General features: G+C 44.0%; 10 protein-coding genes, 1 other RNA gene and 3 pseudogenes. 9 read left to right on the forward strand and 5 right to left on the reverse strand.

Going from position 1 to position 14483, the window contains the following annotated elements:
- Positions 1-133, forward strand: a pseudogene (locus tag IM507_RS21140) (IS630 family transposase); the annotation flags it as partial.
- Between the two features lie 44 nt (positions 134-177).
- On the opposite strand, the gene IM507_RS21145 reads toward IM507_RS21140, so the two are convergent.
- From IM507_RS21145 to IM507_RS21155, 3 genes are all read right to left on the reverse strand, one after another.
- Positions 178-1020, reverse strand: coding sequence for a formyltransferase family protein (locus IM507_RS21145; protein WP_002738426.1), 843 nt, complete (start codon positions 1018-1020; stop codon positions 178-180).
- Between the two features lie 11 nt (positions 1021-1031).
- Positions 1032-1598: a sugar transferase gene (locus IM507_RS21150; protein ID WP_002738376.1), complete on the reverse strand. Its 567-nt coding sequence runs from the start codon at positions 1596-1598 to the stop codon at positions 1032-1034.
- A 90-nt stretch (positions 1599-1688) separates the two neighbouring features.
- Positions 1689-2396 carry a PIG-L deacetylase family protein gene (locus IM507_RS21155; protein ID WP_002738699.1) on the reverse strand — a complete coding sequence of 236 codons (708 nt, stop codon included), beginning with the start codon at positions 2394-2396 and terminating at the stop codon, positions 1689-1691.
- Between the two features lie 378 nt (positions 2397-2774).
- Between IM507_RS21155 and IM507_RS23605 the strand changes: the two are divergent.
- Both IM507_RS23605 and leuC read left to right on the forward strand, forming a co-directional pair.
- A pseudogene (locus IM507_RS23605) lies at positions 2775-2909 on the forward strand (MraY family glycosyltransferase); the annotation flags it as partial.
- Positions 2910-3187: 278 nt separating this feature from the next.
- A complete protein-coding gene (gene leuC, locus IM507_RS21160) occupies positions 3188-4588 on the forward strand; it encodes a 3-isopropylmalate dehydratase large subunit (RefSeq protein ID WP_123231287.1) in 1401 nt (466 codons plus the stop codon).
- A gap of 631 nt (positions 4589-5219) precedes the next feature.
- On the opposite strand, the gene IM507_RS21165 is transcribed toward leuC, so the two are convergent.
- Entirely contained in the window at positions 5220-7658 is a 2439-nt protein-coding gene (locus IM507_RS21165; protein ID WP_002738352.1) for a glycosyltransferase family 39 protein, read from the reverse strand.
- 137 nt (positions 7659-7795) lie between these two features.
- Between IM507_RS21165 and zds the strand changes: the two genes are divergently transcribed.
- The 6 genes from zds (at position 7796) to IM507_RS21195 (ending at position 14307) form a co-directional block, all read left to right on the forward strand.
- On the forward strand, positions 7796-9256 hold the full coding sequence (gene zds / locus IM507_RS21170) for a 9,9'-di-cis-zeta-carotene desaturase (RefSeq protein ID WP_002738691.1): 1461 nt from the start codon (positions 7796-7798) through the stop codon (positions 9254-9256).
- Positions 9257-9484: 228 nt separating this feature from the next.
- Positions 9485-10180 (forward strand): aldehyde oxygenase (deformylating), encoded by a 696-nt coding sequence (locus IM507_RS21175; protein ID WP_002739386.1) that lies wholly within the window; start codon positions 9485-9487, stop codon positions 10178-10180.
- 147 nt (positions 10181-10327) lie between these two features.
- Positions 10328-11347, forward strand: coding sequence for a long-chain acyl-[acyl-carrier-protein] reductase (locus tag IM507_RS21180; RefSeq protein WP_002739243.1), 1020 nt, complete (start codon positions 10328-10330; stop codon positions 11345-11347).
- Between the two features lie 359 nt (positions 11348-11706).
- Positions 11707-12843 carry a DUF58 domain-containing protein gene (locus IM507_RS21185; protein ID WP_287637693.1) on the forward strand — a complete coding sequence of 379 codons (1137 nt, stop codon included), beginning with the start codon at positions 11707-11709 and terminating at the stop codon, positions 12841-12843.
- An 86-nt stretch (positions 12844-12929) separates the two neighbouring features.
- Positions 12930-13026: signal recognition particle sRNA small type (gene ffs / locus IM507_RS21190), an RNA gene on the forward strand.
- Between the two features lie 9 nt (positions 13027-13035).
- On the forward strand, positions 13036-14307 hold the full coding sequence (locus IM507_RS21195) for an MFS transporter (RefSeq protein ID WP_287637695.1): 1272 nt from the start codon (positions 13036-13038) through the stop codon (positions 14305-14307).
- Positions 14308-14343: 36 nt separating this feature from the next.
- Here the strand turns inward: IM507_RS21195 and IM507_RS21200 are convergent.
- Positions 14344-14483 (reverse strand): annotated as a pseudogene (locus IM507_RS21200) (DUF3782 domain-containing protein); the annotation flags it as partial.

The raw sequence follows: 14483 nt of genomic DNA on the forward strand, positions 1-14483 counted from the left end.
AAACTTTTCTGACTTTTCTTCAGCCATTTATGAATGTCTGAATGATGCCCATCTGAAACATAAAAAAGAACTGGATTCCTTGCTGACTCTACGATTTCAGAAGTTTAATAAATCTCAGATTATGAACGTCTAAAGTATAAACAACGTTTTAGCCCAGGGCAGAATTAGGGGTGTTATTTATGTCGAACTCAGGCTCTCATAGTCTATAGCATCAAAAACACCATCGCTTAGATACAAGCGCCGGCTGTTAGGGGGTTGCGGTTGTGCGGATTTCCCGATCGCACCACGCCAGATTCTGATCATTTGGTCTTGTTCTTTCCAGAATGCCCCCGGATAGGGATGGGTGGTGGCACGCACCAGACGGTCCACCTCGGTGACGGTCATCGTCGGGTAAATTTGCCCATCTTCGGGAGTCCTTCCAGGCCATTCAGTCGCTTGAGAGTCATCTTGTGGTCTTGGTTGTAAGCGATCGCTAATTAGTTCTGGCCAGATGCGACCGATCAACTGCTGGTGAGCGATCGCCACCCGTTGATAAAGAGTCGTTGCTGTTTCATCAGCAGCGATCGCTAATTTTTCCTGGGCTAAAATCGGGCCTGTATCCACCCCTTCATCTAATTGAAATAAAGTCACTCCTGTTTCAGGTAATCCTTTGATAATCGCCCAAGGAATAGAAGCGCGACCGCGGCCTACGGGCAGCAGTGTCGGGTGCATTCCTAGTACACCCCTTTTTACTGCCTGAAGAACTGGTGGTTTAGCGATTTGAGACCAACCAATGATGAACAGCCAATCGATTTCTCTCTCTTGCAGGGATTGAATAACTTCTGGAGCGTTGACACTACGAATTTTTACAACTTCTATACCTCGCTGCTGACAGAAAGAATCCACATAAATCCGCCCTGATTTATCTTGAGCGAGGTTATCTTTGAGAGTAATCACTAAGTCTAGTTTGCCACCTTGTTCGTAGATGGTTTCCATACAAGCAAGACCCAATTGTACACAGGTAACAAAAGCAAATTTCATAAAAACTGACCTTAATAAACTGGAGGTTTTTTAGTTAGATAACCAAAGGTTCTAAAAATGATAGTTACATCTCCCCAAAAGGAGATCTTACTGGCATACTTACCATCCCATTCTCCCTTTTCTAAATCAGGCATATTATCGTAGGAATTGACTTGTGCTAATCCCGTTAACCCCGGTTTACAACCAGTGGAGCCGTTTCGCTCTCGTAAGCTGCACAGGTCTGTTTGAGAAGGTAGGGCAGGGCGGGGGCCAACTATACTCATATCCCCTCGTAAAATATTAATTAACTGGGGCAGTTCATCTATATTAGTCCGACGAATAAATTGGCCAATACGAGTAATCGTTAAAGAATTAGCCTGCGCCGAAGGAACTTGGGCTGCATTAACCCCCATACTCCGAAACTTCAGCAGTTCAAACAATTTTCCCTCTTGGCCGACGCGCTGTTGTCGAAACAGCGGCGAAGCACCATCCTCTAGATAAATGGCTAGGGCGGTTAATAACATGAGCGGAGATAGAATTAATAATGCGATCGCCGCTAAGACAATATCTAAAAGACGTTTTCCGTAAGAACTATACATAGATCAACACCAACTTTCACAATTTAAGCTAGAGAAAGAACAGCGAAAACCCAGACACGATCAAGTTTTCCCTTTGTTACTTTTAACTTTTTACTTGGTATAACCTCTAATCCCCCCAATTGTCAAAGCCTGAAAAGCAGTTTGAAAGGCTTCGGCATACTTCATTCCCGCTTGTCCACCTCGGTAGGCAGCTAAACCCGTCAGGATTTCAGGGCTACGAGGGTGAGGAAAATCTCTCATCACTCCTCGATAAGAACGCAGGGCTTCGATTTTTTGTTCCAAGCAAGTTTCGCCGATTTCAAAGAAAGTATCGGGAGAAAAGCTATTGCCTTGCACGGGAAAAGACCAATCCGTCGCCGATAAAATCTCCATAAAGTATAGTCCCCGTAAGGGGGGTAAGTCCGAGCGACGCTGAAATAATCTGGCAGCTGCCTGACAAGCGATCGAGGTATGATGGTGGTCATTGTTCAGATCGTGAGGATGATGAGTAAAGATAATATCTGCCTGAGTTTGCTGGATGGCCTGCTCGATAAACTGCACTAGCTCTAGATGGGGAATCGTATTAAATTGTATATTCGGAAAATTACCCAAAATTGCGCTTTTAAAACCAATTATCGTTTTAGATGCCTTAATATCTTCCAATAAATCGGGCAAATCGGGACGCTGACGGCGGGCATCCACCTGACCAGATAAGATACAAGGGTACACGGCAACGCCCTGAGCGGCAAGAGCGGCGGCAGTGCCACCACAGCCCAAGACTTCATCGTCGGGATGAGCTACAATAATTAAAACTGTCATGCTTCTCTGGGGAAACTTATAGGTCAAGACAAGAAACTCCCTCTTATCTTACTATTGATGGTAAAATTTGCGGGAAATCTAAATGACAAGAAAGCCGACTAAGTATTTTATTGCTCCATTGTTAGGGCTAATCGCTCCTATAAAGTAAAGGGCGCTTGCCAATCAAGGTTTTTTTGAATTTGCCTAGTATTAAGACGGAAATTGATGAAACCCGCTTTTGAACTCCACGATTTCTTGCTGTTGCCTAAAAAAGAGTATGATTAATCATCATGGCTAGTTGTATTAGTTGTCTGATAGCAAAAAACAATGAGAAATATCGGTAAGACTTCCATGACCTCTCTTGTTAGTTAATTTGGTAGAATCTTTGAGTATTACTATATTAGTGTTAACTACTTAGGAAACCTAGGAACATGGCTGAGTTTACCTCTGATTCTAGGATTAATTGTTCTCGGAGAAATTTATCTGAACAAGAGAGTTAGCGAGCAGAATTTATCAGTGACAAGAAAAGAATAATTTTTTTTGCTATGGACTGAGGGGTTATTCAAACCTAGAGAATGTTATACTAAATCCTCTTGAAAGATTATAGGAAACGGGGGGTAAGGAGCAGAAGTAATCACTCAAATAGTTATTAGCGAAAGTCTTTTATTTCACTCAAACACTGATGGTTTTAATCTGGCAAAAACAAAGCTATTTATCTCTTATCCCTCCTAACCAAGAGAAAAGAAAAAATTAATATTTATCGGCCAGGGTTAGCTGATATGATTAGGGAGATGACTATCATTCCCAAGTCAATGAGCGCAAGAACATTATTCGATAAAGTCTGGGACGCACACACGGTTAAGATTCTTCCCAGTGGACAGACACAATTATTTATCGGACTGCATCTAGTGCATGAAGTCACCAGTCCGCAAGCTTTTTCGATGCTAAGAGAAAGAGGTTTAAAAGTATTATTTCCCAGACGGACTATTGCTACCGTCGATCACATCGTCCCCACCGAAAATCAAGCACGTCCTTTCCTTGACGATTTGGCCGAGGAAATGATCCGAGCGATCGAAACTAATGTTCAAACCAATCATATTCCTTTCTACGGCATAGGTTCCGGCAATCAGGGCATAGTTCATGTGATCGCTCCCGAACAGGGACTAACCCAACCCGGGATGACGATCGCCTGTGGTGATTCCCACACCTCCACCCACGGCGCTTTTGGTGCGATCGCTTTTGGCATCGGCACTTCCCAAGTACGCGATGTTCTTGCTACCCAAACCCTATCCCTATCGAAATTAAAAGTGCGTCGAGTGGAGGTAAACGGCGATTTAAATCCCGGGGTCTATGCTAAAGATGTAATTCTTCATATTATCCGTCAATTGGGCGTTAAAGGCGGTGTTGGTTATGCCTACGAGTACGCTGGTAGTACAATTGAACAGATGTCCATGGAAGAAAGGATGACGATTTGTAACATGGCGATCGAAGGTGGGGCCCGATGTGGTTATATCAACCCCGATCAGATCACCTACGATTACCTCAAAGGTCTTGATTTTGCGCCTAAAGACTGGGAAAGTGCGGTTAATTGGTGGGAAAGCATTAAAAGCGATGCCGATGCGGTTTATGACGATGTGGTGGTCTTCGATGCCGGTGAAATCGAACCCACCGTTACTTGGGGGATTACTCCGGGCCAAGGAATCGGGGTTAACGAAGTCATTCCCACTCCCGAAAGTTTACCAGCCAGTGAAAGAGCGATCGCAGAGGAAGCCTATCAATACATGAAACTCACCCCCGGCACCCCGATTAAAGGCACAAAAATCGATGTCTGCTTCGTCGGTAGCTGTACTAACGGCCGGATCAGTGATCTGCGCGAAGCGGCCAAATTTGCCCAAGGTCATCGTGTGGCCCCCCATGTGAAAGCTTTTATCGTCCCCGGTTCCGAAAGAGTCAAAAAACAGGCGGAAGCGGAAGGATTAGACCAAATTTTCCTAGCATCAGGCTTTGAATGGCGCGAGGCTGGCTGTTCCATGTGTTTAGCCATGAATCCCGATAAATTGCAGGGAGATCAGATCAGCGCTTCCTCCTCCAATCGTAATTTTAAAGGTCGTCAAGGTTCCGCTTCCGGTCGTACTTTGTTGATGAGTCCGGCGATGGTGGTAGCGGCAGCAATTAAAGGGGAAGTCACCGATCCCAGGGAGTTATTACAGTAGTTATCTCAATGGTGAGATAGGAGGCAGGAGTCAGGAGTCAGTATTCAGTTATCAGTTCACTGAGAAAACTCCCCACACCCCACACCCCACACCCCCCTCCCATCTCCCTTCTCTACAATAATTACTCGCAACCAGAAATACCTTGGGTTCATATCATACTTTGTGCTTTTTGTCAAAAAAACTTTTTTTTTGCAATAAAACTACACAAAAAAAAGATCATCGTTGTGGGTGAAATTGACTAATTTACCCGTCTTAATTAGGATCACCTTCTAGGTGTGGCAAGGGTTTCAACCATTGCTGCCCAAAAAAGCATAGAATATCCCATTATGAAATTCTATCAAATCGCTGTAACTAGCATAACGTCGTTGTTAAATAAAAATCTTTCTCAATTAATTCTTAAGAATTTATAAATATTGCGGAATGTTAATTTAAATATTCTCAAGTTTTTGCAGTCAATAAATAACTTTTGCTTATCTTTGTCGGAAAATATAACTCCTGCAAAAATCCCACATCTACCATTTCAGTCCCGATGAAAAATTTTTCACCACCAGAGATGAAAGAGGTTTCCTTCCCCACACCCCACACCCTACACCCCACACCCCACACCCCACTTCCCACTTCCCACTCTATTTTAATTTGACCGCCATAATTGCCAAGCTTTAACGAGATTTCCCCCCATCAAGGCAGCCACTGCATTTAAAGTCTTAATTTCCTCACTATCGGGATTTAATTGTCTAGCTTTATCTAAGACTTTTTGGGCTGCTTGCGGTTGCCAATCGTAGAGATAAATAAAACCTTGATAAGCATAATGATAGGGATTATGGGGGTCAATTTTAATCATTTCCTCCGTGGCTTTTATTGCCCCTGCCACATCCTGTTGTAGTACCTTAGAAATTGCTAATCCGTAGGCTAAAGATAATTTATCGGGGGGGTTTTGTTGCTGTAAACGATAGGAAAAAGCCTTGTCTGCTTGCAGCACATAATCCTGAATCGAATCGTATTGATTGATACGATTAGTTAACTCAAAAATTGGCTCAATACCCGTTAATCCTTGACCAATATTAGCCGACTTTAAGCGCAATTGGGTGACTAAATCTAATTGGGGCGTTGCTAACTTGGCAACTTGAGGATCGATGGTAATTTCAGCATTAGTTTTAATCGGATAGGTTTCGCCAGTTTCCCGATTGAGATAGACAGCAGATAAGCGATAAACTCCGGGGGTTGCTGCCGACTGCATGGCAGTTTTTTCAGTGACTTCAAAACCATTTTGTTGCTCTTCTGGAGTTAATTTTTTTGCCATTAATCCCCCCATAGCAATACCATGATCGTGCATCCAATAATCCTTCCCGTCCACTTCTTGCCAGGTTAAAATCACTACCCCTGACTTTAATTGTTGCCAGTCTCCTGCCCATTTATAAACCACGGGAATGGCTTGATTAGGAGAAGCTTTTTCGGCAATGGCAATCTCTCTTAATTCAACCCGTTTTGGCGCATTTTCAAGGGGTTTAACCGTGACGGAGGGGTCTATTTTACGGTGTAGGGAAAGGGTACTATCATCCGGTAGCTGCCAAGTTTTTTCCACTTGGAAATCTGAACCAGTGGCGACTCGATTAACAATTTTTTTCTGGACATCGGGGACGGAACCCTGTTCACCAGTTTTAGTTAAAAACCAATCTAAAGAATTGACATCCTTTTCGATATCTTCTTCCCGAACTCCCACCTGTCTGCCGGCAACCTGGGAATTATGTTTACCACCGTAGAAAGAGAAGGTATGTTGATTTAATTCGGGGGTGGAAGGTAAAACCCCTAGGGTGCTGCGAAGATAGGGAGAATCCGCTAGAATATCTTTAACTACTTCTTCGTGCTGCCAACCAGTTTTTAAATAGGGATGGTGTTGTAATTTGGGACTGAAAACGTTAGTAATTAGCTCTCCCCCCAAGGGGAATAAATTTAAGCTGGTGAGGATAGCGGCAATAGTTATCGTTCCCCAACGGATACCAGGGGCAAAACGACCACGCCAAGATAATAAACCAACGGATAAAATTAAGGATAAAGTCGGTAAAAGCGGCAAAATATAACGAGCATCTTTATTGATATTTAGGGATGATAATAGGTATCCCCCCAGCAGAAAAAATCCTAACCAAATCCACACAGGACGATTAACCTTATCTTCGGTTTTTCTATGACGTAAGGAGATTAATAATCCCACCAGGGGAACTAATAACAATACCCAAGAAAGAAAATAGGGTAAAACTTGGGCGTAAAATGTCCAGGCATCAGGACTGGTAAGAGGCGGATCTCCCTCCAAAATCGCCGAATCTACCGTGGCACGTTTGCTCGCAGTTAACATTAATAACCAATTCGTCCGATACCAGGGAAACATTAGCAATGCTGCCGTCAAAAAACTCAGCATTAATTGCGCTAGATTACCCCAACGTTTTCGCCGGAGATTTTCGCCCAATACCCACAAAATCGGCAAAAAGAGGAAAAATAGGGCGGTTTGTTTGACTAACATCCCTAAACCGAAAGAAATCCCGAAAGCGATCGCTTTTAGCCACCCTTGACCACTAAATCGCCACCATGTCAAGCAGAAGTAAGAAAACGTTACAATTGCCGCTAAGGGAAAATCTAAGAGATATTCGAGGCGATAATAGTATAAACCCGGGAGAAATTGACAGATTAAGACCGCCCATAAAGCCACAGTCCCATTAAAGAGGATAATTCCCAATCCATACACAGAAAAGAGCAGTAGGGCGCTATAGATGGCCATTACCCACATACCCGCGTCAAGACTAATACCAAAGAGATTAAAGAAGGGAATCGTTAAAAGATAGGTTAAAGGGGGAATTTTCGGCGACATTAGCCATAAACTGCGCCACCAATCCCCATCAAACCAGCGCGGATTTTGGAAAGCTTGGGTATAGATAATCCCACCGTTGAGATAATCGGCCTGATCCCAAGCAGGAATAGTATGATCGAGACTAAACCAGAATCTATCGACTAATATCCCCAATATCCAAATAATACTGACAATAATTAATCCCTGTCTCCCCTCTAGCGATCGCTTCAAAATGACTTCTCCCTAGTGCAACTCTCAATTATTCTGCCACGCTCTCAAGCGCCCCTGAAAAAATCGCCAGCAAGAAACACCAGACCGATCGGGGTAAAATAAAGATTTAGTGAAAAATTGTAACAGGAACTTGACAAATGCGAGTGGTGATCGTTGGTGCAGGGTTAGCGGGAATGGCAACAGCTATCGATCTGGTCGATGCGGGCTGTACAGTAGAAATCTTAGAATCTCGTCCCTTTGTCGGTGGAAAAGTCGGTAGTTGGGTAGATGCGGACGGTAATCACATCGAGATGGGCTTGCACGTCTTTTTTGGCTGTTACTATAATCTTTTTGAGTTAATGAAAAAAGTGGGCGCTTTTCAATCCCTACTGCTCAAAGAACACACCCACACTTTTATCAACGAAGGGGGAAAAATCGGCGAATTAGACTTCCGTTTCGCTGCAGGTGCGCCTTTTAACGGTTTAAAAGCCTTTTTTACCTCCTCCCAACTCTCGGCAGCCGATAAAATCTTTAATTCTCTGGCCTTAGGTACCAGTCCCATTGTCCGCGGTCTGATAGACTTCCAAGGAGCGATGAAAACGATTCGGGATCTGGACTCGATTAGTTTTGCCGATTGGTTTCGTAGCCATGGCGGTAATGAAGGCAGTTTAAAAAAAATGTGGAATCCGATCGCCTATGCCTTAGGATTTATCGATACGGAAAATATCTCGGCCCGTTGTATGCTGACGATTTTCCAATTTTTTGCCGCTAAAACCGAAGCTTCCGTCCTGCGGATGTTAGAAGGTTCCCCCCACGAATACCTGCATAAACCGATTATTAACTATCTGGAGGCCCGGGGTGCCAAAATCTCTACCCGTCGTCAGGTGCGGGAAATTCTCTATTCTGGAGAGGGCGAAAATCTGCAAGTTAATGGCATGATCGTCGCTAACGGAGAAACCACAGAAACTATCACCGCAGATGCCTACGTTTGCGCTGGTGATGTCCCCGGTATTCAGCGTCTCATTCCCCAAGATTGGCGAAAAATGCCGATTTTTGACAATATTTTCCGACTAGAAGCCGTCCCCGTCGCTACGGTACAATTGCGTTTTGACGGTTGGGTGACGGAGTTAAATGATGCCGAAAAACGCCGACAACTGCAAAAAGCGGTGGGAATTGACAATCTTTTGTACACCCACCAAGCGGATTTTTCCTGTTTTGCAGATCTTGCTCTCACCAGTCCTAGGGATTATTATCGCCCCGGAGAAGGTTCTTTATTACAGTTAGTTTTAACCCCTGGGGACCCTTTTATTAAAGCTAAAAATGAAGATATTGCCCAGCACGTTTTAGCGCAAGTCCACAAGTTATTTCCCTCCTCGCGGGAGTTAAAGATGACTTGGTTTAGTGTGGTGAAATTGGCCCAGAGTCTCTATCGGGAAGCACCGGGGATGGATGTCTATCGTCCCTCGCAAGCGACTCCTATCCCTAACTTTTTCCTTGCTGGTAGTTATACCCAACAGGATTACATTGATAGCATGGAAGGGGCCACTTTATCGGGTAAACAGGCAGCCAAAGCGATCCTACAACAGGCCGAGCGCCAGAAATCTTTAGCCACAGTTTGATTAAACAGCCAGCAATCTCGTCTCTTGAGAAGGGATTGCCTCTAGACTTGTTTTCAGTGGCAAAAGATACCGCTATAGCTAACTTGGCAAGTCAGCCCCTCAGGCCAAGCTATACAAAAAAGACCGATCGAGCTAGACTCGTAAAAAGATCACTCCATCTAGAAGGCTTACCCTAGACTGGAAAGAACATCGGAAAAATCTCGTCAGAAATAGGAGTCAATCGAGTTTATGCCAGAGCTTGCTGTACCATTAGAGCTTGATTTCACCAGCGAAACCTATAAATCAGCCTACAGTCGCATTAATGCCATCGTTATTGAAGGCGAATACGAGGCCAATAGCAATTATATTCAATTAGCAGACATCCTCACCGATAACAAAGAAGAGTTACACCGTCTGGCAAAAATGGAAAACCGTCACATGAAAGGTTTTCAAGCTTGCGGCCAAAATTTGCAAATCACTCCTGATATGGATTATGCCAGAGAATTCTTTTCCTCTCTGCACGATAACTTCCAAATTGCCTACGCAGAAGGTAAAGTTGTTACCTGTTTATTGATCCAATCTTTGATTATCGAAGCTTTTGCGATCGCTGCCTATAATATTTATATTCCTGTTGCTGATCCTTTTGCGCGTAAAATTACTGAAAGCGTAGTTAAAGACGAATATTTACACCTCAATTTTGGCGAAGAATGGCTAAAGGCGAACTTTGAAACCGCTAAAGAGGAATTAGAAGCTGCAAATCGCGCTAATCTACCCATTGTCTGGAGAATGCTCAATCAAGTCGAGGATGATGCTCGCGTCCTCGCTATGGAAAAAGAGGCCCTCGTGGAAGACTTTATGATTAGCTACGGGGAAGCGTTAAGCAATATTGGTTTCAGCACCCGTGATATCATGCGGATGTCTGCCTACGGATTAACTGCCGTCTAAAGCTTGAGCATCGAGATTTCTTTTTTTCCCCTGCTGCCGCTCAACACAGAGCGGCTCTTTTGTGTATTATATTTAAGAGTCTTAACGATTTCTTAGCAATATCCTAATTTTTATCTAGTGCCATCTAGTCTAACGAAAGAACAATCAATGTTTGGTCTTATAGGTCATCTTACCAGTTTAGAACACGCCCAATCGGTCGCCGACGATCTAGGTTATCCTGAATATGCTAACCAGGGATTAGATTTTTGGTGCGCTGCCCCCCCGCAAATTGTCGATGATTTTCATGTCACCAGCATCACGGGGCAAACCATCAGAGGGAAATATATCGAATCCTGTTTTTTACCGGAGATGTTGTCGAATCGTTGGGTAAAGTCTGCTATTCGTAAGGTGCTAAATGCCATGGCACTCGCTCAAAAAAGTGATATCAATATCACCGCACTCGGCGGTTTTTCTTCAATTATTTTCGAGGAGTTTAATCTCAAAGATAATCGACAGGTGCGCAATATCGAGCTAGATTTTGGCCGTTTTACCACCGGTAACACCCACACCGCTTACGTCATCTGCACTCAGGTGCAAACCCTCGCTGACAAAATGGGCATCGATTTAGCTCAATCTACCGTCGTGGTTTGTGGGGCCACCGGAGATATCGGCAGCGCCGTTTGTCGTTGGTTAAATGAAAAAACCGATACAAAAGAACTAATATGTGTGGCACGCAATCAAGAGCGTTTACAATCTCTGCAAGAGGAGTTAGGACGCGGTAAAATTCTTCCCCTAGAGGAGGCTTTACCCCTGGCTGATATCATTGTTTGGGTGGCTAGTATGCCTAAAGGGGTGGAAATTGATCCAGATAAACTCAAGCGCCCCTGCATTATTATTGATGGTGGTTATCCGAAAAATTTAGGCACGGTGTTAAATGCCCCCGATGTTTCTGTGATTAAGGGCGGCATTGTCGAGCATTCCCTCGATATTGACTGGAAAATTATGAAAATCGTTAATATGGATATTCCCTCTCGTCAAATGTTTGCCTGTTTTGCTGAGGCGATTTTATTGGAGTTGGAGGGTTGGCAAACTAATTTTTCTTGGGGACGCAATCAAATTACCGTCCCTAAAATGGAACAAATCGGTGCAGCTTCCCGCAAACACGGGTTTCAACCTTTGTTATTTTAACTAATATCTCCAACCCCCCACCGACCACGGAATTAGAAGTTTCAGGCGAAAAATAATTAGAGTAAGTGCTTGACTTTAGTGCCGGCTTGGGTTATGCTTGTTTTATAATGGGATGTTTGTGTTTACTCCTGAATGCTTAGATTCCAATTATGAATAAACTCTTTTAAAAATATTATGCCAAAATCTGCCCACAAAAGCAAGCAAAATTTTGCCATCAATTGTTAAGTTTTGTTAAGAAAAATAACAATAGTGACAAGGGATAGGACTCCCTTCGCTGATCAGAGGGCTTTTGGGGTAATTCTAGAAGTGTGGGTCTGATTTTTAGCCTTCCAGCAAAGACGACAAAACGACTAAACCCTATGAAAACTTGGTTAGAAGATCGCGGTATTTTACCCGCTTACGGTGGTGGGGTAATCATTGGCATTACCCTCTGTTTTTTCGGAGCGGCGACCAATACCATGGCGGGATGGTTGTATGCTATCTCTGGCACGACAATCGCCATTTTAATTTTATCGATAATTTTACCCCGTCGTTCCCTTCTTCCCCTGAAAGTGCGTCGTCTTGCCATTGTACCCGTAAGTGCGGGAGACGATCTTAGTATTAGCCTAGAGATAGAAAATACTAGCAATCAGCCGATAAATCTGTTAGAAGTGACAGATCTGCTGCCTATAGTTCTCGATCAGCCAAAAATAACCCCAATAGAAACGATTGCCCCCAAAAGTTGCCATCGTTGGACCTATTATTTACCCACCAGTAAACGGGGTATTTATCACTGGCAAGAAGTACAATTAAGAACAGCAGCCCCTCTCGGTTTATTTTGGTGTCGTCGTTGTCATCAAGCAGCGGCTAAAGCTTTAGTTTATCCCCAAATTTTACCCTTGCAACAGTGTCCCCTGATCGATTCCCTCGGTCAAGAGATGGCACAAAAATTAGAAAATAATCGCTATTATCAAAGGGCGAGTCAAGGACTGACCCGTAACCTGAGACAATATCGCCAGGGTGATTCTACCCGTTTAATTCACTGGAAAACTAGCGCCCGTTTGGGAGAATTGCAAATTCGGGAATTAGAAGTGTTAACGGGGGGACAGGAAGTGATTATCTGTCTCGATACCCTCTGTGATTGGCAAGAAGACAGTTTTGAACGGGCGATTATTGCCGCTGCTTCCCTCTATTTTTATGCCCATCGTCGGCAATTAAATGTGAAACTCTGGACCGGTGAAACGGGTTTAATTCAGGGGGAGAGGATCATTTTAGAAACTTTAGCCAGTATAGAGGCAAAAGCTAGTCAAAAAAACGCTAATCTGCCTAATTTACCGCTAATTTGGTTGACAAGTAACTTCAATTCCATTGAACAACTCACCCCCGGCAGCCGTTGGTTATTTTTCCTCGCTGCCGATTCTAGGGAGAGTCCTTCACCCTTGATCCGACAGTTTAGCGGATTGGCGATCGAACCAGAAATTTCTCTACAACAACAATTGCAAAAACCCCCTCGTTGAGAAAATTTCTGTTCCCAGTCTAGATTGAGAGGAAATTCTCTGGAAAAAAATGCCAGTATCCCGGAAAAAGATGTTATGATAGAAAAGACTCGGACTCATGCGATCGCAACGCCTTAACCTTGTCAGGACCGGAAGGTAGCAGCAATACGGGATGCTTGTGACTGGCGTGATCTCCGGGTCTTTTTGTTGCCTGTGACGGTCGCTGTTGTGAACGCTTTCAAAACTTTTCGATCGCTTACTGGCGAAACTCGTCGTCAACTACTGATTCTCTTCGTCACGGCGCTGTTTTTCTGGATAAGTATCACCACTCTCGTCCCCACTCTCCCCACCTATATTGATTCCCTAGGCGGTAGCAAACAAGATATCGGTTTTGTCATGGGGGCCTTTGCTATCGGTTTAATTTTATCGCGCAGTTGGTTGGGCAATCTAGTTGATCGCCGCAGTCGCAAATTAGTGGTTTTATTTGGAACTATTGTCGCCGCTACCGCACCCCTCGGTTATCTATTTTTTCGCGATCTTTCCTCTTTATTCGCCGTCCGCGCCTACCATGGTCTCAGTATCGCTGCTTTTACCACTGGTTACAGCACCCTAGTGGTAGATTTTTCCCCCGTTCGTCAACGGGGGGAGATAATTGGTTATATGAGCCTAACTGCACCCCTAGGCATGGGAATAGGTCCGGCTTTAGGCAGTTATCTCTACGAATCGATCGGTTATGACGGTTTATTTCTAGTTTCTGCCACTTCAGGAGCGATCGCCTTTCTCCTGAGTTTCTCCATTCAAGAACTGGACTTCAAGAAAAAATTAGCCGAAATGAAGGCAGAAAATCCGACAATTGAGCGCAGTTTTTGGGCATTATGTCAAGAGCGAGCTTTTTTAGTCCCCACCTTAGTTTTTCTGCTGGTTGGTACTTTATTCGGCGGTTTAGTCGCTTTTTTACCCCTGTTTCTCCTCGAAAATCAGATCCCTTTCAGTGCCGGTCTATTCTACAGTTGTGCGGCAGTATCGGGGGTAATCGGACGGATTTTGTCGGGAGGAGCCAGTGATCGCTATGGACGGGGTTTATTCATCACTATTAGCGTTTTTTGCTATGGTTTATCCATGTTGGTTCTATCTTCTGCTCGATCTCCTTCCGCTTTAATTTTAGCCGCTATTCTCGAAGGTACGGGAGGGGGGATTTTATTCCCTATGTTACTGGCTTTAATCTCCGATCGCTCTGGGCCCCAAGAACGCGGCCGGGCCTATTCTATCTGTGTTGGCGGTTTTGATGTGGGAACGGCCTTAGCAGGTCCAATTCTGGGGGTTTTAGCAATTTCCTACGAAACTATGTTTAGTTTATCGTCAGGATTAGCTGTTATCGCTCTCTTTCTCTTTTTTACTCTCTCTAACCCCACTATACGCCATTCTTTTCTCTTCGCTTTCGGTTTAGAAAAAGATCGTTATGCTCTGCGCGGACAATTACAATAAAGCTTACTGAAAAAGTTTTTCCTAGAGCAGGGTTATTTAATAGGTTTGAGGCTGAAAATTATCGGGAATATCTAATTCAAATACTTGGTCATGAATCCGAGCCACATAAAGCCCTTCTTGCAGAATTTTTTCGCGTAATTCTGGGGATAAATCAACCGCCGCTAATATGCCATAGA

This window comes from Microcystis sp. M20BS1 (assembly GCF_020245305.1).
Lineage (GTDB): Bacteria > Cyanobacteriota > Cyanobacteriia > Cyanobacteriales > Microcystaceae > Microcystis > Microcystis ichthyoblabe_A.